Source organism: Acinetobacter vivianii (genome assembly GCF_014635885.1).
GTDB lineage: Bacteria > Pseudomonadota > Gammaproteobacteria > Pseudomonadales > Moraxellaceae > Acinetobacter > Acinetobacter vivianii.
Window position 1 is genome coordinate 60435 of sequence record NZ_BMDR01000003.1, and the last position, 25658, is coordinate 86092.

Annotated in this window: 15 protein-coding genes and 4 tRNA genes; 14 read left to right on the forward strand and 5 right to left on the reverse strand. The window is 43.4% G+C overall.

The annotated features are described in order from the left end of the window. Positions 1-332 precede the first annotated feature (332 nt). The gene (locus tag IEV36_RS06800; protein ID WP_005259774.1) at positions 333-1631 is read left to right on the forward strand and encodes an SRPBCC family protein; all 1299 of its coding nucleotides are present in this window, start codon (positions 333-335) and stop codon (positions 1629-1631) included. A gap of 41 nt (positions 1632-1672) precedes the next feature. On the opposite strand, the gene IEV36_RS06805 is transcribed toward IEV36_RS06800, so the two are convergent. Continuing rightward, positions 1673-1749, reverse strand: a tRNA-Arg gene (locus IEV36_RS06805). 512 nt (positions 1750-2261) lie between these two features. On the opposite strand from IEV36_RS06805, the gene IEV36_RS06810 reads away from it, so the two are divergent. The 8 genes from IEV36_RS06810 to IEV36_RS06845 all read left to right on the forward strand — a co-directional run bounded on the left by IEV36_RS06810 (position 2262) and on the right by IEV36_RS06845 (position 18127). Further along, a complete protein-coding gene (locus tag IEV36_RS06810; protein ID WP_005259776.1) occupies positions 2262-7652 on the forward strand; it encodes a beta strand repeat-containing protein in 5391 nt (1796 codons plus the stop codon). A gap of 603 nt (positions 7653-8255) precedes the next feature. Next, positions 8256-11393, forward strand: a complete 3138-nt coding sequence (locus tag IEV36_RS18785; RefSeq protein WP_227591682.1) for a hypothetical protein — start codon at positions 8256-8258, stop codon at positions 11391-11393. Between the two features lie 330 nt (positions 11394-11723). Next, on the forward strand, positions 11724-12833 hold the full coding sequence (locus IEV36_RS06820) for a porin (RefSeq protein ID WP_005259780.1): 1110 nt from the start codon (positions 11724-11726) through the stop codon (positions 12831-12833). A gap of 435 nt (positions 12834-13268) precedes the next feature. Beyond that, entirely contained in the window at positions 13269-14264 is a 996-nt protein-coding gene (locus IEV36_RS06825; protein ID WP_005259781.1) for a tripartite tricarboxylate transporter substrate binding protein, read from the forward strand. A gap of 101 nt (positions 14265-14365) precedes the next feature. Further along, positions 14366-14809, forward strand: a complete 444-nt coding sequence (locus tag IEV36_RS06830) for a tripartite tricarboxylate transporter TctB family protein (protein WP_005259782.1) — start codon at positions 14366-14368, stop codon at positions 14807-14809. 15 nt (positions 14810-14824) lie between these two features. Next, on the forward strand, positions 14825-16321 hold the full coding sequence (locus tag IEV36_RS06835; RefSeq protein ID WP_005259783.1) for a tripartite tricarboxylate transporter permease: 1497 nt from the start codon (positions 14825-14827) through the stop codon (positions 16319-16321). A gap of 76 nt (positions 16322-16397) precedes the next feature. Further along, on the forward strand, positions 16398-17444 hold the full coding sequence (locus tag IEV36_RS06840; protein ID WP_032863981.1) for an AbrB family transcriptional regulator: 1047 nt from the start codon (positions 16398-16400) through the stop codon (positions 17442-17444). 14 nt (positions 17445-17458) lie between these two features. Next, positions 17459-18127 carry a hypothetical protein gene (locus IEV36_RS06845; protein WP_005259791.1) on the forward strand — a complete coding sequence of 223 codons (669 nt, stop codon included), beginning with the start codon at positions 17459-17461 and terminating at the stop codon, positions 18125-18127. A gap of 48 nt (positions 18128-18175) precedes the next feature. Here the strand turns inward: IEV36_RS06845 and IEV36_RS06850 are convergent. The 3 genes from IEV36_RS06850 to IEV36_RS06860 all read right to left on the reverse strand — a co-directional run bounded on the left by IEV36_RS06850 (position 18176) and on the right by IEV36_RS06860 (position 18477). Further along, positions 18176-18252: transfer RNA gene (locus tag IEV36_RS06850), tRNA-Arg, on the reverse strand. A gap of 47 nt (positions 18253-18299) precedes the next feature. Beyond that, a tRNA-Arg gene (locus IEV36_RS06855) sits at positions 18300-18376 on the reverse strand. Positions 18377-18387: 11 nt separating this feature from the next. Further along, positions 18388-18477 (reverse strand) — tRNA-Ser (locus tag IEV36_RS06860). Between the two features lie 260 nt (positions 18478-18737). On the opposite strand from IEV36_RS06860, the gene rnr reads away from it, so the two are divergent. The 5 genes from rnr (at position 18738) to IEV36_RS06885 (ending at position 24672) form a co-directional block, all read left to right on the forward strand. Next, positions 18738-21173: a ribonuclease R gene (gene rnr, locus IEV36_RS06865; protein WP_005259792.1), complete on the forward strand. Its 2436-nt coding sequence runs from the start codon at positions 18738-18740 to the stop codon at positions 21171-21173. A gap of 87 nt (positions 21174-21260) precedes the next feature. Further along, positions 21261-21848, forward strand: coding sequence for a hypothetical protein (locus IEV36_RS06870; protein WP_005259795.1), 588 nt, complete (start codon positions 21261-21263; stop codon positions 21846-21848). 75 nt (positions 21849-21923) lie between these two features. Then, a complete protein-coding gene (locus IEV36_RS06875; protein ID WP_005259797.1) occupies positions 21924-23963 on the forward strand; it encodes a M3 family metallopeptidase in 2040 nt (679 codons plus the stop codon). Between the two features lie 38 nt (positions 23964-24001). Beyond that, complete coding sequence (locus IEV36_RS06880) at positions 24002-24208, forward strand: YheV family putative metal-binding protein (protein WP_005259799.1); 207 nt, start codon at positions 24002-24004, stop codon at positions 24206-24208. Positions 24209-24219: 11 nt separating this feature from the next. Then, entirely contained in the window at positions 24220-24672 is a 453-nt protein-coding gene (locus tag IEV36_RS06885) for a hypothetical protein (RefSeq protein WP_005259801.1), read from the forward strand. Positions 24673-24721: 49 nt separating this feature from the next. On the opposite strand, the gene IEV36_RS06890 is transcribed toward IEV36_RS06885, so the two are convergent. Continuing rightward, positions 24722-25636 (reverse strand): DMT family transporter, encoded by a 915-nt coding sequence (locus IEV36_RS06890; RefSeq protein ID WP_005259804.1) that lies wholly within the window; start codon positions 25634-25636, stop codon positions 24722-24724. Positions 25637-25658 lie beyond the last annotated feature (22 nt).

A 25658-nucleotide genomic window follows, 5' to 3' on the forward strand; every position in this document is an offset into this window, starting at 1 on the left:
CTATTAGAACATAAATGCTTCGCGGGGAAATCACATTTATGGCGTTTTGATACAAAATTTAAATGTGAGATTCAAATGGCCTTAATTGTTCTTTTTTATATATATTCATGTTTGATTTGCTATTTGTGAGCACTGAAAAAAATAGACATTTCTTAAGCCATTTAGATCATTTTTATGACTCAATCCAAAGAAATAAACCTTCTGAATAAGTTTTACACAACACGACTATTTTTTAACGCTAAAAAATCTTATTAATAATCGGCAGGGATATCCTTAGTCATGAGGTATTAACCCCTGTCCACCAAATCACAAATAAAAATCAAAGGAATGTGATGCGTTATTTGAATGGTCTACTTGTCTCTTGTATTTTTTTAGGCATCACACAAAGTTGTTTTGCACAGATTCTGTCATGGAATGACAATATTCCCAGTGCCTTACAACCATTTCAGAACAATCCACAAACATTGGCAAGCTATACCCAAAATAATATTTTTATCTTTGGACATCCTGTAACAAAAACTGCGGTGCCGACCTTAAAAACCAATCCTCAGCCCAGTGTGAGTTTCAATTCAGCCGCGATTATTGTGCCTGTCAATGCGCAACAGGTCGCCAAAACCCTGACTGACTTTAGTCAATATGTCGGTTTATTTCCCACCTTGAAATCTGCTAAAACACTGCAACAATCAGGCAATATTGTGCAGATGAAATATCGGGTCTCAATTCCGACACCTATTCCTGTATTGAATTTCAATGAAGATGTCACCTTACAGCATCAGATCAAATCCAATAGTATTTCTAGTCTGGTGATTGATGCGCCTATTCCCTACGGCGTAGGCAAATTTGAATGGTTTGCATTGGACGAGTACCGTACCTTAATTACCTTGACTCAATGGGGCGATTTAAATCAACCGAAGGGTTTTATTTTTAAGAAAATTCTGAATGCTATTCCCGAAGCCAAGTTAGGTGTACCAAGTAGCAGCAATGCCTTTGTTTTGGAGGCCTTGCGCAACCGCTTTAACAAGCAGACGGTCACGCCATTAAATGCAGGACAACTCCCGACACCACAATTAAATCCAGCTCAGCTCGCCAAAATTAGCCAGTTGATTCAGACTACACAACAACCGGTAAGCTTTATTCATGCACCCACCAGTATCCTTTATACGCATGGGCGGGAAGCTATGCGTTTTACTACCACCTATCAATTTTATAAACAGTCACCGCAGCAACTGCAAAAATGGTTAACACCCGCTGCCTATCAGGAATTGTTTCCTCGCCAGATTAAAAAAGTCATCACCACACCGATTCAGAATCAGGGGCAAGATGCTGATATTCAGGTCAATGTCGGGCTTGGTGTTATCAATATCCCCTTCGCTTTTAAATTACATTTTAATTATCCAGAAGCGACTAAAAGTAGTTTTTATGCCAATGGAGGGGATTTAAGATTTATTAAAGGCGAGATGCGATTTACTGAGATGAATCAAGGCACTTTATTTAAAATGACCAGCAGTATGAAAGTCGATGAGAAAGCCCCCTTTTTATTAAGAGCAATGCGAAGCCTGCCTTATCATGAGGTTCTACCAGCCGTTGGCGGTAATGCTGTCTTTGTTCAGAAACTCAAGGCAAAAATTTGAGGCACAAAAAAACCGCATTTAAGCGGTTTCTTTTTTCAAATTGGTGCGCTCAGAGAGATTCGAACTCCCGACCCCTTAGTTCGTAGCCAAGTGCTCTATCCAGCTGAGCTATGAGCGCATATTTGATGGAGGGCATTATACGCACTTTTTAGCAAAAGATAAGTCCTTTTTCCAAAGTTATCGATCAACTGGCTATAGATTCAGCACATGATCCAGATACAATCAGCGTAACGAAGCCCGTTTGACTAAAAAATATGTTATTCACCGCTATGATTAAAAATATCATCATGGGCCAATTCAAATCAGTACCTAAAAAGAACTTTAAATAGATTAGTTATTAAAATTCAATTAACTAATTAATTTTTCGATACATCATCATAAATGACTCTGTAATTTTTATAAATAATCTATAATTTCATAATATTAATAACAATTAAAATCCAGACTTTAAAATCAGATTCCAATTCTTTGTTTTATATCAATTTTATAACCCATTAAAAATATGATACATACTGCAATATTGACATTAAAGCGTTAATCAACCAATACTAATTGGTATATTATGAGACAGGAGTCACATAATTATTAAGCTAAATAAAACAAAACTTTAATAATTATAGGTATATCGACATGTTATTTAAAAATATTTTATCACCAATTACGGGTATTCTCTCGCTTTCGAGTAGTAATAGCCAAGCAACGGCGCCAGTTCCTGTTAACACTGTATCGACAACAAATCATGTTCAGGTCGAAGATACCACCATCACCAATAATAGTAATGGTTCAGGTGATGGTTTATTAGGCGGTGTTATCACAGGCAATGGTCATCAAAATTACGGTGTTGGGGTTGGTAACGCCCAAGATCTTAATTTTCCTTTCCCTTTTACGACAGCTTTTCATTCATTAGGCAACTCATTCCCTTGGCTTGGAGGTACGTCATCCGTAAATACGGCGACGACAACATCTTCGACTCACGTCCAAGACAATGACATTATCAATAACAGCAATACTGGCGTAGGTGCCGGGAATGGCAGCAATGGCGGTTTGTTAAGTGGTATCGCTTCTGGAAACGGCGACCATAATTATGGCGTTGGGAATGGCAACGGAGATGATGCCAATCTTACGACACCTGTTACAGTGCCATTCGAAGCTTTAGGTAATTCTGTTGCAGCGCTTGGTAATGGCGATCTGGAGTCAGTTAATACGACACCAACCAGCTCAACTACACTCATTGAAGACAATGACACCACCAATAATAGCAATACTGGCACTGGTGCTGGGAACGGCAATGGTGGGGGCTTATTGAATGGTGTGGCAGCAGGAAATGGCGAACACAATTATGGCATTGGTAATGGAAACGGTGATGATGCCACAGTCACGATTCCATGGACGACACCTGTTCAAGCGGTAGGTAATTCGATTGCTGGCTTGGGTGGTGGTGATGTGAATTCTATAAATACAGCACCGATCTCCTCCTCTACCCACATTCAAGATAATGACACCATCAATAACAGCAATACAGGTACTGGTGCTGTGGGCAACGGCAGTGGTGGTGGCTGGTTAAATGGTGTCGGTGCTGGAAATGGTGAACAGAACTATGGCATCGGCAATGGTAACGGTGATGATGCCAGTATCACGACACCCGTCACAGCACCATTTCAGGTACTCGGCAATTCAGTTGCAGGTCTTGGTGGCGGTGATGTGAACTCCGTCAATACAGCCCCAACTTCAGCTTCTAATGTGATTCAAGACAACGATACAACTGACAACAGCAATCAAGGTACAGGTGTCGGAGGCTCAGGTAATGGCTTAGGTGGCTTACTCAACGGCATTAGTGCAGGCAATGATGAACATAATTACGGAATTGGCAATGGCAACGGTGACGATGCCAGCGTAACCGTACCGTGGACTACGCCAGTGCATGTACTCGGCAACTCATTTGCAGGTTTAGGCGATGGCGATGTGAACTCGACCAATACCGCACCAACCACCACGTCCAACATTATTCAGGACAATGACACAACCGATAACAGCAATATTGGAACAGGCCTAGGTGGCGTGGGTAATGGTGTTGGTGGCTGGGGCAATGGTCCTGCCGCAGGCAATGGCGAACAAAACTATGGCATCGGGAACGGCAATGGAGATGATGTCGATATTACTGTGCCTTGGACTACACCATTGAATGTACTCGGCAACTCTGTTGGCGGTGGTGGCAATAACTCATCTACCAATTCAGCACCAACCACCACACTGAACCATGTTCAGGACAATGACAGCACTGATAATAGCAATAGTGGAACAGGTACAGGCGGCACTGGCAATGGTCTGAGTGGCTTACTCAATGGTATCAGCGCTGGCAATGGTGAACACAATTACGGCATCGGCAATGGTAACGGTGATGACGCAGACTGGACTTCTCCAGTTGTGACTCCAATCAATGCCATGGGGAATAATGTTTCATGGTTCGGCAGCAATGATCCGGCTCATACAGGCAATACCTCTGTCAATAATGGATCAACCAATACCACCAACATCGTAGAAGATAATGATCATATCGACCATAGCAATAGTGGCGCAGGCGCTGCTGGCAATGGAATCGGAGGCCTACTGAGCGGTATTGGTGCAGGCAATGGTGAGCAAAACTATGGTATCGGTAATGGCAATGGTGACGATGTAGGTATCACCACACCCATCACGACGCCAATCAATGGCCTAGGCAATGAGTTCTCATTCTTTGGTGATGCCAATAACTCATCTCATAACAATGCTTCGACCATCACCACCAATATTGTTCGTGACAATGACACGACAGACAATAGCAACAGCGGCGGCACAGGTGTAGGTAGTGGTTCTGGCAATGGTATCGGTGGTCTACTCAATGGTGTCGGTGCAGGCAATGGCGAACATAATTACGGTATTGGCAACGGTAATGGTGATGACGTTGGTGTGGTTATGCCAATCACCACCCCACTCAGCGGCTTGGGTAACTCGTTCTCTGTCTTTGGAGACTCGACCACAAGCTCAGTCAATAACTCATCGACCACAACCGTCAATCATTATGAAGACAACGACACTACTGACAATAGCAACAGCGGCACTGGCCTGACTGATGGCTCGGCTGGCAATGGCGTTGGTGGTTGGGGTAATGGCCCTGCATCGGGGAATGGCGACCATAACTTTGGTATTGGCAATGGTATCGGCAATGACTCTAGTGTCGTTGCACCCATCACAACGCCAATCAGCGGTTCGGGTAATGCCTTCTCCCTCTTTGGCAATGCCACTTCAAACTCAGTCAACGACTCCTCAACCAAAACCACAAACTACTTCCAGGACAATGACAGCATTAATAACGGCAACAGCAGTAGCGGTGTTGGCGGTACGGCAGGTAATGGCGTTGGTGGTGGCTTATTAAATGGTGTCGGTGCAGGTAACGGCGAGCACAACTACGGTATTGGTAATGGTATTGCTGATGATGCCAGTGTGGTTGCTCCTATTACCACACCAATTAACGCATCGGGTAATGCCTTCTCTCTCTTTGGTAATGCCACTTCAAACTCAGTGAATAATTCTTCGACCACAACCAATAACTACTTCCAGGATAACGATACAACCAATAACAGTAATAGCGGCGGTAACGGTACTGGCAGCGGTTCAGGCAATGGCACAGGAGGCGGATTATTAAATGGTGTTGCCGCAGGTAATGGCGAACACAACTACGGTATTGGCAATGGTATTGCCGATGATGCCAGTGTGGTGATCCCGATTACGACCCCAATCAATGCATCGGGTAATGCTTTCTCGATCTTTGGTAACGCAACAGCCAACTCAACCAATAATTCCTCAACCACAACCAATAACTATGTTCAGGATAATGACTCCACCAATAATAGTAATAGTGGCGGCAATGGCGTAGGTGGCGGTTCAGGCGGCTTGCTTGGTTTGGGCGGTTTACTCAATGGTTTTGCAGCAGGTAATGGTGAACATAACTATGGCATCGGTAATGGTATTGCAGACAATGCCAGCATCGTCGCCCCGATTGCCATTCCGATTAACCTCTCAGGTAATGCAATCTCTTTATTTGGTAGCGCAACTGCCAACTCTCACAATAATTCATCGACCACAACCAACAACTATGTTCAGGACAATGACAGCACCAACAATGGGAATGGTACAGGCAACGGTGGTAGTGGTAATGGCTCAGGCGGCTTGCTCGGCGGTATTGGCGCAGGCAATGGTGAGCATAATTACGGTATTGGCAATGGTATTGGTGATGATGCCAGTATCGTGACACCGATTACGATTCCAATTAACTTCTCAGGCAATGCCATCTCGGTACTCGACCTCAGCGGTTTAAATGGTGAAGGTGAATTTAATCCACTAAGCCCAGTGACCAACATTATTCATATTGTGGCAGGTGATGGCGAAGGTGGCACAGGCCTACTCGGTACGGTGACTGGGGTTGTTGGAGGCGTCACTGGCGGTATTGGTGGTGAAGGCGGGCCTCTTGGTGCAATCACTGGAATCATCGGCGGTGGTGAAGGCGGGCCTCTTGGCGCGATCACTGGCATCATCGGTGGAATCACTGGCGGTATCGGCGGTGGTGAAGGTGGTCCTCTTAGTGCGATCACTGGAATCATCGGTGGAATCACTGGCGGCATCGGTGGCGGTGAAGACGGTCCTCTTGGCGCAATTACAGGAATTATCGGTGGCGTTACGGGTGGTATTGGTGGTGGCGAAGGTGGTCCATTAGGTTCGATCACTGACATTATCGGTGGAATCACTGGTGGTATCGGCGGCGGTGAAGGCGGTCCTCTTGGTGCGATCACTGGAATCATTGGCGGCATTACGGGTGGTGACTTAGGTAACAATCCAGTTACTGGTGTGATTCAAACTGGTATTGATGTACTGCAAGGTGTTGAAAGCCTGAAAACAGATATTATCAACACTGGTATTAGCACTGTCGGTGGTGCAATTGGTAGCGTACTTCCAGGCGTTCATCCAGTTACTGACTTGACTAATCTTGGAACCCTCACCTTTGAAACTTCTCGCGATACTGTAAACGGTACACTTGAAGCCATTTCTGATTTAGCAGGTGCTGATATTGGTGGTGCTGCGGGCTCTCTTACAGGCGTTGTCGGTACACTGATCACCAATGGTTCAACGGCTTCTGGTCTGGTTCAACATGCAGTTGGCGACCTAACTGACGTTGGTGGATTGTTAGGTGGTATCGGCGGCGGTGAAGGCGGTCCTTTAGGTTCGATCACTGACATTATCGGAGGAATCACTGGCGGCATCGGCGGTGGCGAAGGTGGTCCTTTAGGCTCAATTACTGACATCATCGGTGGAATCACTGGTGGCATCGGTGGTGGTGAAGGCGGTCCTCTCGGTGCAATCACAGGTATCATCGGTGGAATCACTGGCGGTATAGGTGGTGGTGAAGGTGGTCCTTTAGGTTCAATCACTGACATTATCGGTGGAATCACTGGCGGTATCGGCGGCGGTGAAGGCGGTTCTTTAGGTTCGATCACTGACATTATCGGTGGTATTACTGGCGGCATCGGCGGTGGCGAAGGTGGTCCTTTAGGTTCGATCACTGACATTATCGGTGGAATCACTGGCGGTATCGGTGGTGGTGAAGGTGGTCCTTTAGGCTCAATCACTGACATCATTGGTGGAATCACTGGCGGTATCGGTGGTGGTGACGTGATTTCCGGAGTCGCTCAACCGATTCAAATTGTGGTTGGCAGTGGTAGCTTAACTCTCGATCTTCTGCAAGACAGTCTGGGTAGCCTATCAAATGGCAATCTATTCGATGGCATTAGCAACCTTGTTCATGTCAATAATGAAGATGGTAGTGTTGATAACATCTTAACTGCGATTACAGGAACAATTTCATCAAGTTCAGGTATTGCGGTAGGTGAGCCAAATCCAAATGGCGGCTCTTTAACAGATATTATTTCAATCACCTCACCATTATCAGGCTTAACCGATCACCTCTTCGGTTCTGTTCATCACTTTTAATCTTTAACTTTTAGAAAAGCTGCTGAGGTCAGTGGCTTTTCTATTCCCTTAGACCACAATTTCAATCTACTTAAGCAAGAATCGTAGTTTTCATTAATAAGTTTTTTTTAACAACACATTGCTGACCTGTAAAAAGATCATCATTTTTTACTTGATTTTTATTTTAAAAAAACTTACCAAACAATATTAATACTATGATTTTTATCTATTTTTTAAACATACTATTTTAGTCGAAATATTTATTTTCAAATGAGTAACAAATTTTATAACTTTTCCCATTTCTGCCTAAAAAAGGAGCGCTTTTGAGTGGAAAATTCATTTTAATTACATGATAAATTTGATTATATTTTATTCTACTGAGTTTATGGCCCTTTTTATAATAAAATACATATGTAGATTTAATAGAATGTTTTATGCAAAAAAATAAATATTATTCAGCAACTTAAACTCAAATTTAACAATCCAGATCAATACCGTTACAGATTGACAAAATAACTGCCGCATATAACACTAAAATAGATTAATGTGACTTTAATCACAAAATAATCATAGCAATTTAATAACTACTTAGAACAACACAACTTTAAAAATATAGGTATCGTTATGCTTTTTAAAAGTCTTCTATCACCCATTAAAAGCATTACTTCGAGTTTAATCGATAGTAATAGCTCAACATCACATGTTGGCGGTTCACTCCTTGCTCCCCTGTCACTCTCTACCATTACCAATATCGTTTCAACAAATACACTCACGAATACTGTTAGCAGTATTACTGGCGGAGCGGCCAACAATCCTCTTGGGGCAGTTACAAACATTCTTGGTAGTGTGACAGGTGGGACAAGTGGTAGTCCTCTTGATTCTGTCACGCATATTATTGGAGGAGTTACAGGTGGCGCTACGGGCAATCCACTGGGCGCAGTTACCGGAATCATCGGTGGTATCACAGGTGGAACTGACGGTGGCCCATTAGGTGCAGTCACAAACATTATTGGTGGTATCACTGGCGGGGCTGGTGGCAATCCACTCGGTGCAGTAACAGGCATTATCGGTGGTATTACAGGTGGTACAGAAGGCGGCCCACTTGGCGCGGTCACTAATATTATTGGTGGCATTACTGGCGGTGATTTAGGCAATAATCCTGTCACAGGTGTAATCCAGACTGGTATTGATGTCCTTCAAGGACTTGAAAGCTTAAAAACTGAAGTGATCAATACAGGTATTGATACGGTTGCAAATACAATTATTGGTGCAGTTCATCAATCTGAACACCCAATTGGTGATCTTGCAGATTTGGGTACGCTTACATTTGAAACCTCTCGCGACACTGTAAATGGCACACTTGAAGCCATTTCTGATTTAGCAGGCGCTGATATTGGTGGTGCTGCAAGTTCTCTTACTGGCGTTGTCGGGACACTGATCACCAATGGTTCAACGGCTTCTGGTCTGGTTCAGCATATTGCTAGTGATCTTACCAATGCAGGCGGAATCATCGGTGGTGGTGAAGGTGGTCCTCTTGGCGCAATCACTGGAATCATCGGTGGAATCACTGGTGGTATTGGCGGCGGCGAAGGTGGTCCTTTAGGCTCAATCACTGACATCATCGGTGGCATTACTGGTGGTATCGGTGGCGGTGAAGGTGGCCCATTAGGCTCAATCACTGACATCATCGGTGGAATCACTGGCGGTATTGGCGGTGGCGAAGGCGGTCCTTTAGGTGCAATTACTGGAATCATCGGCGGAATCACTGGAGGTATTGGCGGTGGCGAAGGTGGGCCTCTTGGCGCGATCACTGGAATTATCGGTGGTATTACTGGTGGTGATCTAGGCAACAATCCTGTCACTGGCGTGATTCAGACTGGTATTGATGTACTGCAAGGTGTTGAAAGCCTGAAAACAGATATTATCAACACAGGTATTAGCACTGTAGGCGGCGCAATTGGTAGCGTACTTCCGGGCGTTCATCCTGTTACCGACCTGACCAATCTTGGTACCCTCACCTTTGAAACTTCTCGCGATACTGTAAACGGTACACTTGAAGCCATCTCTGATTTAGCTGGTGCAGATATTGGCGGTGCTGCGGGTTCTCTTACTGGCGTTGTCGGTACACTGATTACTAATGGTTCAACAGCTTCTGGTCTGGTTCAACATGTAGTTGGTGACCTCACTGATGTTGGTGGATTGTTAGGTGGCATTACTGGCGGTATCGGCGGCGGTGAAGGCGGTCCTTTAGGTGCAATTACTGGCATCATCGGTGGAATCACTGGCGGTATCGGTGGCGGTGAAGGCGGACCTCTTGGTGCAATTACTGGAATCATCGGCGGTATTACTGGTGGTATCGGTGGTGGTGAAGGCGGTCCTCTGGGTGCGATCACTGGAATCATTGGCGGCATTACTGGCGGTATCGGCGGTGGTGAAGGCGGTCCTCTTGGCGCGATCACTGGAATCATCGGCGGCATTACGGGTGGTGACTTAGGCAACAATCCTGTCACTGGCGTAATCCAGACTGGTATTGATGTACTGCAAGGCGTTGAAAGCCTGAAAACAGATATTATCAACACAGGTATTAGCACGGTCGGTGGTGCAATTGGTAGCGTACTTCCGGGTGTTCATCCTGTTACCGACCTGACCAATCTCGGTACCCTCACCTTTGAAACCTCTCGTGATACTGTAAACGGTACACTTGAAGCCATCTCTGATTTAGCAGGTGCTGATATTGGTGGTGCTGCAGGCTCTCTTACTGGCGTTGTCGGTACACTGATTACGAATGGTTCAACGGCTTCTGGTCTGGTTCAACATGCAGTGGGTGACCTAACTGACGTTGGTGGCTTGTTAGGTGGCATTACTGGCGGTATCGGTGGTGGTGAAGGCGGTCCTCTGGGTGCGATCACTGGAATCATTGGCGGCATTACTGGCGGTATCGGCGGTGGTGAAGGCGGTCCTCTTGGCGCGATCACTGGAATTATCGGCGGAATCACTGGCGGCATCGGTGGTGGTGAAGGTGGCCCTCTTGGCGCAATCACTGGCATCATCGGTGGAATCACTGGCGGTATCGGCGGCGGTGAAGGCGGTCCTTTAGGCTCTATCACTGACATTATCGGCGGAATCACTGGTGGTATCGGTGGTGGCGACGGTGGTCCTTTAGGTTCTATCACTGACATTATCGGCGGCATTACTGGTGGTATCGGTGGTGGTGAAGGTGGTCCTTTAGGTTCTATCACTGACATTATCGGCGGAATCACTGGCGGTATCGGTGGCGGTGAAGGTGGTCCTTTAGGCTCAATCACTAACATCATCGGTGGAATCACTGGCGGTATAGGTGGTGGTGAAGGCGGTCCTTTAGGCTCAATCACTGACATTATCGGCAGTATTACAGGCGGCATTGGCGGCGGCGTAAATAGCGGAGATATTATTTCTGGTATCGCTCAACCAATCCAGACCGTAATTAGTAGCGGAAATGTGGCCGTTGATACATTACAAGACCACGTGAGCACCCTCTTCGGTGATGGCTCGCTTGACAGCCTCAATAACCTCATTAGTATCAGTGCTGGAAATGGCGACTACAATGTCCATGGTAGCGTTGATGGAATTTTAGATGCGATTACAGGAACAGTTTCATCAAGTTCAGGTATTGCGGTGGGTGAACCAAATCCAAATGGTGGTTCTTTAACCGACCTTGTATCGCTTCAATCTTCTTTAGGTAATTTAACTGATCATCTCTTCAGTTCAGTAAATCACTTCTAAACAAATCAATAAAAAAGCCGCTATTATTAGCGGCTTTTTTATTTTTTAACAATATAACCGTTTACACCCTAAAAAAACAACTCACATAAAAACCCCGAAATCACTTAAATAAAATATAAAATCTAAAAAATAATAAATACATCTATAAAAGATTAAAATAATTTTATTTAAACCACTCCAATAACCACTCCGCTATAGCGCTTGATAAAAACCATTCACTCTATTAAAAATCTACCTGTATTAAAGGCTTAAGCATTTTACTATTTTAAACAACACAACAATGACACATCATCCCTAAGGAATGCTTTATAAACTTTTCAGGATGAAAAAATGAGAGTTACGGTTTTAATTGCCAGCATATTTACGATCATCACCAGCTCAGCATTTGCTGCTCCTCACATGTATGGTGAGATCGACGCCAGTGTTGATTATTTACCCGAAAATAATGCCCATACAAAAAATAAAGATGTATGGAAAATTAATACGAATAGTTCCTTTCTCGGTCTTAAAGGTGAGGAAAAACTAACAGATCGTTTAGATGCAGTTTACTTAGTAGAATGGGCATTTAATGCAGATGGCGATGGTACCGACTGGTCACAACGGGATCGATATGTAGGTTTAAAAGATAAATATCTAGGTGCGCTAAAAGTTGGCAAACATAATTCACCATTAAAGAGACTTTCAAGTCCAGTAGATAGCTTTAATAACTATGTTCGTAATACCGCAGATGTCACTGGCATTATGCCTGGTGAAAACCGGATTAATAATTCGGTGTTATATGAATCACCTAAGTTTTCTGTGGGTCAGGATGCTAATGTTGAATTTATTGCCCTTCTGGCAACTGGAGAAGGCCAAGGTATCAAAAGTAGTCAAGGGGGTGTCACTGTTGACGGTAAAGGCTTAGGTGATGCGTGGTCAAGCTCTCTGACCTATACCAATCCATTCCTTGTCGCAGGTATTGCCTATGATAAGGCGATCCCAAGTAACTTTTTAGGGCAAGGTTTCCTGAACGCATCAGACACAAATATTAATGTCGATGGTGTATTGGCTGCCGCAAACACAACACGCTTAATCACCCGTATTAAAGCAACCGATGACCTTGCTTTAAAGGCCTTGATCCAGAAATCTCAGATCGAAGAGGCAAAAGGGAATCAGGAAGGTGCAGCCAATATTGATGATTCAGTGGGCTGGCTTATCGGTACGGAATACAAGATTCCAAATCATGAAAAATGGAATGTACAAGCCCAATACAGCACCAACAAAACCAGTTTTAAAGATCAATCTACCGACTATACAGCCCAGCAAATCATGACAGGTATCGGTTATTCATTTAGCAAGCAGGTAAGATCGTATGGCTATACAGGCTATGCGCGCTTTAAACAGGCAAATCTAAAGGATAGTCAAACACTTGTAGGCACAGGTTTAGAATTTAAGTTCTAAGTCCCTACATCGCTCAGAATTTATAATCATTAAAAGCCAGAAGTTGTATATTTCTGGCTTTTAAACATCTGGGCAAGATCACCTCTCATAACAGGAAAAACCATTTTACTCATCAGATTAATCCATTAAAAAATTTAAAACGTTTAAATTCAGCTATCAGCAGCTTCTAAATCCAATTTCGAAAACACATAATCTCCCAAATAAATTAACAATATAGGAATATTTCAAAACCACACCATTGGCTCATAAAATATAGTGCTAATCTCAATAATAACCAAGGCACACAATAGTAAAAATCTAAAATAGAGGTTAATGGACCACCTCCAAACTAAAATTCAATTATTAATAGCAACTCTAAAATTTTATTAAAAGCAGCACCTTTAAATATGTATGAACTTGCATATCAATATAATTGTTTACGGAGAAACATTTAAAATGTTAAAAAAAGTTTTATTCACAAGTACATTGATCACCTTAGGATTCGGTTTATCGGCATGTGATAAGAGCAAAGGCCAAGTCGGAGAACCCAAACGTCCTGAATGTATTGCCCCAGCTAAACCGGGTGGTGGCTTTGACCTGACTTGTAAACTGGCACAGAAAGCATTTAGAGAAACTGAACTTCTCAACTCTCCAATGCGAGTGACCTACATGCCAGGCGGTGTGGGTGCAGTGGCATATAACAAGATCGTCGCCAATGATCCAGCAAATGACAATGCTATTGTCGCATTCTCAACAGGCTCACTCCTTAATTTAGCCCAAGGCAAATTCGGACAATACACCGAAAAAGACGTACGTTGGCTCGCAGTGGTCGGTACAGACTACGGCGTTGTTGCAGTGAGTGCCGAATCACCCTACCAAAATCTTAATGACCTGATTCAGGCTCTTCAGAAAAATCCGAAATCGATTAGCTTTGGTGCGGGTGGCAGTGTTGGCGGTCAGGACTGGATGCAAACCGCAATGTTGGCGAAAGCCGCTGGCGTCAATCCGAAAGATATGACTTATATCGCGATGGAAGGTGGTGGTGAAGCCATTACTTCAGTTTTAGGCAATCATATTCAAGTCGTCAGTGCAGGCATTGCGGAGGTTATTCCTCATGTTAAATCAGGCAAGTTACGCGCACTTGCAGTTTTTGCACCTGAACGTCTTCCGAATACCTTAGCAGATATACCAACAGCCAAAGAACAAGGTTATGACATCCAGTGGCCTGTTGTACGAGGCTATTACGTTGGTCCTAAAGTGAGTGATGAGGCCTATCAGTGGTGGAAAACAGCATTCGATAAAATGCTCACCGATCCAAAGTTCACTCAGACCCGTGAACAGTTTGATTTACTGCCATTTTCGATGACTGGCGCCGAGTTAGATCAATTTGTATTGCAGCAAACCGATCAGTTAAGAGATCTCTCCAAAGAGTTCGAACTCATTACCAAATAATCCTGAAAACAATAAAAGCATTTCAGTCTCTGGAGGTTTCTCTCGCTGAAACTCCAGTGTCCTGAAATGTATCTAAAAACCAGATCAGAAAAGGAATGATTATGCCCATAGAAAGAATTTTTTCAGGGATTTTAGGGATTGTGAGTCTTGGTCTGCTTTATTTATGCTGGAGCTATGTCGCCCCCATTGCCTATGATCCATTGGGGCCACGCCCCTACCCCGCACTTCTATTATTACTATTAATTTTATGTTGTTTTTATCTCGTTATTCGGCCTAAGAAACTTGCAGAGTTACTTAACCTAGGGCTATCTCGGAGCATCTTAAAAAAAGTCGGTTTGCTCATGTTATTCATGCTGATTTACGCAACCACTTTTGAGCTTTTAGGTTTCCCTATCGCGACTGCCCTGATGTTTTTTTTGGTCGGCCCTCTTTTCGGTGGCAGCCTCAAGGCTTCACTTGTCACTGGCATTGTCTTTGGTTGCTTACTCTACGGACTATTTGATTATGTACTAGATGTCCCTCTGCCATTAGGCCTCTTTAATTAAAACGGGGAAGAATAAATGGATGTTTTTGAATATTTAATGTACGGTTTTCAGGTTGCACTGACCCCACAAAACTTATTTATTGCCCTTATTGGCGCATTTATAGGAACCATTGTTGGCTTATTACCCGGCTTAGGCCCGATTAATGGCGTGGCATTACTGTTACCCTTTGCCTACGCGCTTGGCCTACCTCCTGAAAGCGCACTGATTCTTCTCGCTTCGGTCTATTTAGGCTGTGAGTTTGGGGGACGAATTTCAGCAATTCTGATCAATGTGCCTGGTGATGCGGCAGCCATTATGTCAACGCTTGATGGTTATCCACTTGCTAAACAGGGTAAAGCTGGTATTGCATTATCACTGTCCGCCATGAGCTCATTCATTGGAAGTATCATTGCCATTGTTGGGATTATTCTATTCGCACCACTCTTGGCAAAATGGGCGATTGTGTTTGGCCCTGCCGAATATTTTGTTCTGATGGTATTTGCCCTGACTTGCTTAAGTGGCTTGGTCAGTGATCAACCTGTAAAAACAGCAATCTCCGCTTTAATTGGTTTACTACTCGCGACAGTGGGCGTAGATGCCGTAACAGGTGTATATCGTTTCACTTTTAACTCTGTCAGTTTAAGTGATGGAATTCAATTTACTACGATCGTGATTGGCTTCTTCAGTATCAGTGAAATCCTGATCATGCTGGAACAAACGGCAATTGGGCAAAAAGCGTTAGGACAAGGTAAGCGTAGTCTATTCAATTTAAAGGAATTTACTTTTACACTCGGCTCTACCCTTCGCAGTTCTTTTCTAGGCTTTATTATTGGTATTTTACCCGGTGCAGGTGCCACGATTGCCAGTGCTTTGGCTTATACCAGTGAACGCAAGCTGGCAGGTAAAGACAGTAAATTTGGTGAAGGAGATTTACGCGGGATTGCTGCGCCAGAAGCTGCGAATAATGCCTCAGCATGCGGCTCTTTTATTCCAATGTTAACCTTGGGTGTACCTGGTTCTGGAACGACAGCGGTCATGATGGGCGCTTTAACTTTATATAATATTACGCCGGGTCCACAACTCTTTACCGAGCAGCCAACGATTGTGTGGGGACTTATTGCTTCGCTCTTTATTGCCAGTGCCCTACTCCTATTTATGAACATTTCACTGGTTCGGTACTTTGCCAAGCTCCTGAGTGTTCCACATTTCATTTTACTACCCGCCATTGCAGCGGTAAGTTTTGTTGGGGTATATGCCATCCACAGTACGATATTCGACCTGATTTTAATGGTCGTACTCGGCATCTTTGGTTATATTTTACGTAAGCTCAACTTCCCGCTTTCGGCATTAATCCTTGGCTTTGTACTGGGTGGATTGATGGAGTCCAGTTTACGTCGTGCACTTTCTATTTCACATGGTGAATTATTTATTCTCTTTGATGGTTATATCACGAAGGTGTTATGGATCATGGCGGGTATCATGATTGTGTTGCCACTGATTCGCTGGTTACGTAGCAAACGTCAAAGATCTTAATTGCATGGCCAATAGCAATCATGTATTGCTATTGGCACCTTTGCTTTGGTTTATTCACTTATTTTCGGTGGCTTGAATGATGTACCTCAAGTATGCGTTGAGTCTAGCGGTTGCCTTTTTAGGTGCCCACTTGGCGGAATGGTTACATCTGCCACTTCCATGGCTACTTGGGCCTTTATTCATTACCGCATTTCTTAAAATGAATCATGCGCCGATCGAATGCCATCACAGCGCACGTAATATCGGCTTGTCGATTTTAGGACTAACGCTGGGTCTCTATTTTACTCCTCAAATGATTCAACTGATTGCAATGCAGTGGCCTCTTCTGCTTGGCGGGCTACTCTTTGCCTTATTCTTGGGTGCAATCGGCTCTGCCATATTGTATCGCTGGGGAAATGTTGACTTTAAAACTGCTTGGTTTGCTTCCGCAATCGGTGGTGCAAATGAAATGTCTAACTTGGCTGAGCATTATCAAGCCCGCGTCGATAAAGTTGCCTCTGCCCACACCTTACGTGTATTAATGGTGGTGGTCATCGTTCCATTTTTTTATCAATTTATGGGATGGCATGGCCTTGATCACAGTACGCTTCATCGTCATGGCGAAGTGAATTGGTATGGTCTTGCCCTGTTAGCAAGTTTGGCTTACTTTGCCAGCCGTATTTTTAAATATTACAAGCTGCCAAACCCTTGGACCTTTGGGGCACTACTGGTTGCAATTTTATTTACCACACAAGATATTCACCTGTCAGCGATGCCAACAACAATTTTACATTTAGGCCAAGTCTTACTGGGCTGGTCTTTAGGCAATAAATTTAAGCCAGGATTTTTCAAAACCGCACCGCATTATCTCAGCATTGTGGCCCTAAGCAATCTAGGCGCCATTCTGTTCGCTGGCTTGCTTGCCTACGGCCTCACCTTTTGGACAGAGGTTCCCTTACCCACACTTGGTTTGGGTCTTGCTCCGGGTGGTGTGGCTGAAATGGCATTAACCGCCAATGTGTTACAGCTCGGCGTGCCTATGGTGACCGCATTTCATGTGATCCGTATGGTGGGTGTACTTGGGACAGTAGGTTATCTTTATCAATTGTTTGAAAAGAAAATAGTAAAAGTAAAATCTAGCTAAAACTAAGGAACACAATGCCAAAAACTATTTTCGAGAACCATAATGCAGAAGAAAATTACATCTTAAACCACTTTAAATCTGCCTTCCTATGCTTTCTTTATTCTTTCATAATTTTATTAGTTTTTAGCTCTTTGCACCAAGCAGCCTTACACCAAGTAGACCTTGCTAGAAATCACACATGGAAAATCTCAAAACAACATGTCAACTCAACCAACCAATTTCACATCCGTCGTGAACGAGCTGGTGCATCACTGATACTTCCAACAAACGCCAATAATTCTTTAACGATGAAGTGTGATGTCAAACTCATGAAGTTATGCCAGCAAGAGCTTAAGCAACCGACTCATGCGATCCAAACAATCTATTATTATCAAACAATTCCGACAGGAAATAATCAGCCCGAATACCAGCTTAAAGCCATTGATTATATTGATCTTAAAGGAAATTTAATTCATCTAAATTATCAGCAACTAGCCCCCAACACCCCAACCGCGATACAGAAAAAGAATTGGAAGCTCTGGATAATCACATTCATTGGAGCGTGGATGTTTTTATTGATTGCTTTTATGGTGTCTACTTTATTAAAAATATTCTCCAATAAATCAAGAATTATACTCATGGCTTTACTGAGCCTATATTATATTTTAGCCGTTTATAGCAGCGTGATGATTTATATCTCTTAAAATTCAGGCACAAAAAAACCGCAATTAAGCGGTTTCTTCTATTTAAGTTGGTGCGCTCAGAGAGATTCGAACTCCCGACCCCTTAGTTCGTAGCCAAGTGCTCTATCCAGCTGAGCTATGAGCGCATTACTTAGGTTGCCAATCATGGCATGTGTTACTTTAAATCTTTACTTGGTGCGCTCAGAGAGATTCGAACTCCCGACCCCTTAGTTCGTAGCCAAGTGCTCTATCCAGCTGAGCTATGAGCGCCTTAAGTAAAGTGGCGGTGAGAGAGGGATTCGAACCCTCGATACAGTTACCCGTATGCATCCTTAGCAGGGATGTGGTTTCAGCCACTCACCCATCTCACCGTAACACGAGCGCAATAATACAAACTAAAACCACATTACACAAGGGATGTTCCTATTTTTTTCCACTATTTCAGCTCAATCAAATACTTTTTAATCAATTTACGCATTTTTTCAGCATTTTTTAGTTCTACGCTTGTTAATATAGTGTTCTCTCCTTTATTCAGATCGGAGCGATAAACAGAATCTTGCAATCTTTGACGTGCAGTTAGAGTTTGAATGACTTATGCTAAACCGATCTGCCAGATGTGAAATGAAACGATATGACTAAAAATTGGGCTGATCCCGAAGCAAAAGCAGAAGCGCAACGTTACGATAATCCTATTCCTAGCCGAACTCTTATTTTAACTACATTAGAACAATTAAAAACTGCACAGTCTCATGCAGAGCTGGTTGACCACTTTAATATTCCAGATCAAAAAAGTATTGATGCATTAAACCATCGTTTAAGCGCAATGGTGCGTGATGGGCAATTAATGAAGGATGGTTTCAAATACCAGCCTGCAACAGATTTACCGAGCCATGAAGCAACGGTCTATATCAATAGTAAAGGACTGGGCACTGCCAATATCGCAGGTCAGGATGATGTTCTTCTGCCTGAACGTGAGTTACGTCTGGTCTTTAATGGTGATCGCGTTAAAGTACGCCAAACGTCTGTTGACCGTAAAGGCAAAGCTTGGGGCTTTATTACCGAAGTGGTACAACGCCGCGTTAAGCAGATTATTGGTAAAGTCTCTGAGCATGACGGTGAATATTTCATTCAACCCAGCAATCCAAACCAGCATCAACCGATTACCTTAGAAAAAGAATTGATTGAACATGCCAACGCCAAAGTTGGTGATATGTTGCGTGTTGCCATTGATGACTATCCGACCCGTGAAGAACTGGCGACAGGTCATGTGGTTCAATCCATGGCAGACAAAGCAGATACGGAAATCATCATTCCGCAAACCATTTTAGAATTTGGTTTGCCTTATGAATTTCCAGATGCTGTGATTAAAGAAGCAGAAAGCTTTAAAGAGCCTTCTGAGCAGGATCGTCAAGGTCGTGTTGATTTACGTGATCTGCCATTGGTTACGATTGATGGTGAAGATGCACGTGACTTTGATGATGCGGTCTTTGCTGAAAAACGCCCAGGCGGTGGTTATCGCGTTGTCGTTGCCATTGCAGATGTCAGCCATTATGTTCGTTTAGATTCTCCGTTAAATGAAGAAGCTGAAGATCGTGGAACATCGGTATATTTCCCGCACTTCGTATTGCCAATGCTGCCAGAAGCATTATCCAATGGCTTATGTTCTTTAAATCCACATGTTGACCGTCTATGTATGGTCTGTGATTTAAAACTTTCTCGTGCAGGTAAAGTCACAGGTTATGAATTCTACCCTGCGGTGATGCATTCTAAAGCGCGTTTGACCTACACCCAAGTCGGTCAATATTTTGAAGGCGCAACGGATGCTATCCCAGAAGATAAGACTATCCATAAATCGCTGAACACCTTATTCCAGCTTTATCAAACCTTAAAAGGCCTTCGTGCTGAACGTCATGCAATGGAATTTGAAACCATTGAAACCTACATGACCTTTGATGAGTTAGGTGGAATCAAGGAAATCTTGCCACGTACACGTAATGATGCGCATAAGCTGATTGAAGAATGTATGTTACTGGCAAACGTTGCAGCAGCTGAATATGCTCTAGAACATGATATTCCAATGCTTTATCGTGTGCATGAAGCACCAGAATTCTCACGTATTCAAAAAGTCCGTGACTTTGTGAAGCTACTCGGCTTGCCATTCCCTGAGCAGCCAACCCAAGCCGATTACCAAGCCGTAATTGAAGCGACCAAAGATCGTTTAGATGCACCAAGTATTCATGCAGTGTTATTACGCTCAATGATGCAAGCATATTATGGCGCGAAGAATGCGGGACATTACGGTCTTGCTTATGAAGCATATACACACTTTACTTCGCCAATTCGTCGTTATCCTGATTTGTTGTTACATCGTGCGATTAAGGCTTATCTTGATAAGAAACCTTACCCGCTTTCAGGTGCAGCATTAGATGATGCGGGTGAGCATTTCTCACAAACTGAGCGTCGGGCCGATGAAGCTTCACGTAGTGTCACAACATGGTTGAAATGCCATTATATGCAACAGCATTTAGGCGATGAGTTTGTTGGTATCATTAGTGCCGTGACTGAGTTCGGCCTATTCGTCACCCTCAAAGATCTTTATGTTGATGGCATGATTCATGTCAGCCAATTGGGTGAAGACTTCTTCCTGTATGATCAGGCCAGCCAAAGCTTAATCGGTCAGAATCGTGGTCAATCGTTTAGTCTTGGTGATGAAGTCAAGATTCAAGTGGCAGGTGTAAATCTGGAAGAACGTAAAATTGACTTCCAGTTAGTTCAGCAATTAACGCACTTAGGTCGTGTGATTCGCCAGAAAGCACCTCGTACAGCGAATCCTTCTAGTTCAAATCGTGCTTCAACAACTGAAGAAGTATTTGGCAAACCCGCATCTACAAAGTCTAAAGTGAGTGAAGACGGCGAAAAGCCTGTGCGTAAGAAAAAGGATAAGAACAAACCAAGTTCTTATAGCAAAAAGCCAGCTAAAAAAGCAGCTGCTAAGCCTGAAACGAAAGAAAAGGCCAAAAAGAAAGTGAAAAAGAAAAAGTCGAATGCGAAAGCAAAGGCTGAATAACTGATAAAAGATAAGGGAGCTTCGGCTCTCTTATCTTTTGTTATAGAATGAATAGATAGACTATTTTTGAATATAAATAAAATCCTAATGCCTCATTACCGCATCACCAAATATTATTATCATTATTACGTTTATATACTCTTTTTCTTTTTCACAATCTGTGCCGCTATATCTATATTTTGGAGTGATTTTTCACCTAGTTCTACAGTAGAAATTGTCGCCTTGATCATTTCTTGTTTTCTCTATGCTTTACTCCTCATTTATTTTCTCTACCTGAAAAAGAAACAGGAATGGGTAATTCCTAGACAATGGGAGAAAGTACAAAAACAACCTAAACATTATGCTTTATTTATTTTCCCTTTATTCATTATTCCCATACTCTGGCTCAACTTGGCGGGTACGCTTCCAATGATCTGGACGTATACCACTGGAGATTCGGAAAGGATAGAGGCATCAGCGATTGCCGAAAAAAAGCACACGAGACATGGAAATATCTATTTTTTTAAAACAGCTTATTCCGACATACCGATCTTTAGAATGACATTGACTGAATATCAAGCGTATAAAAACCATCAACTCAAATTGAAGTTATCGACACTTCAAAGTTATTTTGGCACATATGTACTGTCGATTGATGAAATCCAAGTCGCAACGCAAAACCCAACGAATAAATAATCAATCAACCTTGATTTCTCCCTCGCTAAGCCCTACATCTATAACTATGTTTAAAGATGATATGGCAAAAATACAATGACACTACAGCAAGCGACACTTCCCGTTCCTCAGTTTGATCGCATTCAACTTGCCGAATTAAAACAACAGATCGAACAGACGATTCAAAATGGTCAGAACTTCTTAAATCAACTCAATGAAGTTCCTCAAGGCACAGAAGCCCAACTTGCAACATTGACCGAAGTCGATCAACTTGAAAATAACATGAGTGAGTCATGGGGCATTTTATCGCATCTGAATGCGGTTATGAACAATGCCGAAACCCGTGAGGTTTACCAAGCACTTTTACCAAGTTTGAGCGAATATTATACCCAATTGGGCCAACATACACCGTTGTATCAAACTTATCAGCAGATTCACGATAGCGCTGCATTTCAGGCACTTAGTGAAGCACAACAAAGCGCCATTAAACTGGCTTTACGCGACTTTAAACTGTCTGGTGTTGCACTCGAAGGTGAAGCGAAAAAACGTTATGCAGAAATCTCGGCACGTTTGTCCCAGTTGTCTTCGGACTTCTCGAACCATGTGCTCGATGCAACCCAAGCCTACTTCAAGCCATTAACAGAAGATCAGCTCAAAGGCTTACCACAAAGCAGTATCGAACTGTTAAAGCAATACGGACAACAACGCGAGCTAGAGCAAGCCGTTGCCACACTCGACTTCCCTGCTTATTTTGCGATTATGACCTATGCCGATGATCGCGAATTAAGAGAAGAACTCTACAAAGCTTATGTCACCCGTGCATCTGAGCAGTCTGACAAGACTGAGTTTGATAACACACCTGTGATGGAAGAAATCCTGAGCTTACGTCAGGAAATGGCACAACTGCTAGGTTTCAATAATTTCGCTGAATATTCACTTGCCAGTAAAATGGCACCAGATGTCGAGACTGTCGATAAATTTCTGGTCGACCTGGCAGAACATGCACGCACCCCAGCACTGGCTGAAATTGCAGAGCTCAAGGCCATTGCACAACAAGATGGCATTGAAGAACTCAAACCGTGGGATGCAACCTACTACTCTGAAAAGTTGAAACAACAACAGTTCAACCTTTCTCAAGAAGCGCTTAAACCATATTTCCCAGCACCTAAAGTGGTACACGGTTTATTCCAGATCGTACAACGCCTTTACGGTATCCAGATCGTCGAACGTCAGGCACCCGTTTGGCAAAATGATGTGCGCTATTTTGAAATTGAAGATCAAGGCCAAGTGGTCGGTGGTTTCTACTTCGATTTATATGCCCGCAATGGCAAACGCGGTGGTGCCTGGATGAGCGGTTTCCGTTCACGTGTGCAAACGGCAAATGGCCTGCAAAAGCCAATTTGCTACATGGTCTGTAACTTCACACCACCGATTGGCGATCAACCTGCACTGCTTACCCACGACGAAGTGATTACCTTATTCCACGAGTTTGGTCATGGCTTACATCACATGCTCACCGAAGTAGATAACATCTCGGTTGCAGGTACACACGGCGTGGCGTGGGATGCAGTTGAATTGCCAAGTCAGTTCATGGAATTCTGGGCATGGGATAATGAAAGTCTGGATGTCCTGAGTGAACATACCGAAACCAAACAAACCCTGCCACAAGAACTGCTATCAGCGTTATTGAATGCACGTTTCTTCCAGTCTGGTATGCAAACCCTGCGTCAGATTGAATTTGCATTGTTTGACCTGACGATCCATCGTCAAGCACCAGCATTAAACAGCCAGCAGATTCAGGAAACACTGGACGAGATTCGTAATAAGTTCGCCGTTGCCCCGACTGTTCCATACAACCGTTTTCAGCACAGTTTCAGTCATATTTTCGCGGGTGGCTACGCTGCAGGCTACTACTCATATAAATGGGCAGAAGTTTTAGCAAGTGATGCCTTTGACCGTTTCGAAAGCGAAGGTATTTTTAATACCGAGACTGGAAAAGAGTTTAGAAAGTTTATTCTAGCAGTTGGCGGAAAAGATACAGCACTTGATGCGTTTCGCAATTTCCGAAAAAGAGAGCCTAAAATAGATGCGTTATTACGTCATCAAGGTTGGACGAACACAGATAAAACCGCTTAAACTATGTCATTATTATTCACAGGGTGTAATTAACTGACATGAAAAGACAATTCATCGCGGGTGCAAAATGTCCCAAATGTGGAGCGTTAGATCGTGTGGTTAAGATCATCACTGTGGATGACGAGTGGATTGAATGTATCGACTGTGCTTATAGCGAGAAGCGCCCAACCCGCGTGGAAGAGCAACAACCCGCTGAGCCAGATGAAATTGGGGTGATACAGTTCAAACCTCGTCATTTTGACTAGAAAGGTTAAAAATGATGTCCACATATCCAACTGAAAATTCCAGATTATTATGGATGATAATCGGTGGAATAAGTGTTGTTGTGGTTCTGTTCCTTGCTGTCCAATGGTTTTTAGCACAAAAAGATCAGCAATCGACAACAACGCCAACACAACCTGTTGCAGCTCAAATCACTGTTACAAGCTCTCAACCAGACACGACGATCAGCAATGAAACAGTGACTGCGGAAAATGAGCCTGTTGAACCAATTAAACTGGTTGAAGAATCGATTATTAAAGCGCCTCTTCCAACCAATGACAGTCTAGCCAAGGAAGAAATTGCAAAACTGGATGATATTCACCTACAACTTCAAGACCAGCAACATGAGCTTAAGCAGCAACATGAAGATGTTGATCAAATGCTTAAACTGAAGGAAGAGCAGATCAAGTTATTAGAAGCGCAACTCGCTGCCCAGAATCACTCTTAAAACAAAAAAAGCTTTAACCTTCGTTAAAGCTTTTTTATTGCCGAACGTTTTAATCTAAAAGTTGTTCAGAACGAGATTTCAACTGAAGCGGTTTTTGAATCATTTGCGCAATCAAGATTCCCACCAAAGTCAAACCACCACCGATATAGTGGAACATTTGCAAATGCTCTCCGAGTAGGGCCACTGCAATCAATGCGGTAAATAAAGGCAACAGGTTCATAAAAATACTGTTGCGATTCGGCCCTAAATGCCTGACCCCTTCAATCCATAAATAAGACAACAATACCGATGAGAAAATGCTGGCATAAACAATCAACGGAATAGTTTGCTGGTTCAGTTGTATATCTTGGGCGGGTAAAAACACAAAGAATGGCAATACATATAAAATCGCAAAACTAGACTGTACGAAATTAGATTGCCAAGCAGGAATCGGCATTTTCCAGCGTTTTAACAGCACGCCATATAAAGCATAGCCTGCTGCTGCAATCAGCATTAAGCCATCGCCGAGATGTACGCCCTGCCCCCATATATTGCGAATACTACCGTGACCCAATAAGTATAAAATGCCATAAAAAGAAAGTGCGCCACCGAATAACATGCCATAGCTGATTCTGTCTTTGAGCATCACGCTACTCAAGATCATGGTGAGTAATGGAATCAAGGCAGTGACGATCGCCATATTGGTTGCCGTGGTCGTCGATGCGGCCTGATACGATAAGAATTGGAACAGTGACACTGACAAGAAACCGCCCAATGCCAATTGCTTCCAGTATTGCCTGATGGTGTGTCGATTTTTCCAGACAGGAATCAGAACAAACGTACTCATCACGGCGAGCGCCAGTACCAGTCGATAAAAAGTAATCGCCACAGGAGAAATGGCATGACTCGCCATTTTGGAAACGACAACATTGCCAGCCCAAAATAAAATGGCGAACAATGGATAAAAATAAGCTTTCTGAAACATAATCTAAACCTGTACATTGCCG

Excerpts from the sequence above, each read along its gene's own strand:
- IEV36_RS06880 (WP_005259799.1), top strand. The coding sequence starts at position 24,002 with ATGAAAAGACAATTCATCGCGGGTGCAAAATGTCCCAAATGTGGAGCG.
- IEV36_RS18785 (WP_227591682.1), top strand. The coding sequence starts at position 8,256 with ATGCTTTTTAAAAGTCTTCTATCACCCATTAAAAGCATTACTTCGAGT.
- IEV36_RS06830 (WP_005259782.1), top strand. The coding sequence starts at position 14,366 with ATGCCCATAGAAAGAATTTTTTCAGGGATTTTAGGGATTGTGAGTCTT.
- IEV36_RS06835 (WP_005259783.1), top strand. The coding sequence starts at position 14,825 with ATGGATGTTTTTGAATATTTAATGTACGGTTTTCAGGTTGCACTGACC.
- IEV36_RS06820 (WP_005259780.1), top strand. The coding sequence starts at position 11,724 with ATGAGAGTTACGGTTTTAATTGCCAGCATATTTACGATCATCACCAGC.
- IEV36_RS06875 (WP_005259797.1), top strand. The coding sequence starts at position 21,924 with ATGACACTACAGCAAGCGACACTTCCCGTTCCTCAGTTTGATCGCATT.
- IEV36_RS06825 (WP_005259781.1), top strand. The coding sequence starts at position 13,269 with ATGTTAAAAAAAGTTTTATTCACAAGTACATTGATCACCTTAGGATTC.
- IEV36_RS06845 (WP_005259791.1), top strand. The coding sequence starts at position 17,459 with ATGCCAAAAACTATTTTCGAGAACCATAATGCAGAAGAAAATTACATC.
- IEV36_RS06885 (WP_005259801.1), top strand. The coding sequence starts at position 24,220 with ATGATGTCCACATATCCAACTGAAAATTCCAGATTATTATGGATGATA.
- IEV36_RS06800 (WP_005259774.1), top strand. The coding sequence starts at position 333 with ATGCGTTATTTGAATGGTCTACTTGTCTCTTGTATTTTTTTAGGCATC.
- IEV36_RS06890 (WP_005259804.1), bottom strand. The coding sequence starts at position 25,636 with ATGTTTCAGAAAGCTTATTTTTATCCATTGTTCGCCATTTTATTTTGG.
- rnr (WP_005259792.1), top strand. The coding sequence starts at position 18,738 with ATGACTAAAAATTGGGCTGATCCCGAAGCAAAAGCAGAAGCGCAACGT.
- IEV36_RS06870 (WP_005259795.1), top strand. The coding sequence starts at position 21,261 with ATGCCTCATTACCGCATCACCAAATATTATTATCATTATTACGTTTAT.
- IEV36_RS06810 (WP_005259776.1), top strand. The coding sequence starts at position 2,262 with ATGTTATTTAAAAATATTTTATCACCAATTACGGGTATTCTCTCGCTT.
- IEV36_RS06840 (WP_032863981.1), top strand. The coding sequence starts at position 16,398 with ATGATGTACCTCAAGTATGCGTTGAGTCTAGCGGTTGCCTTTTTAGGT.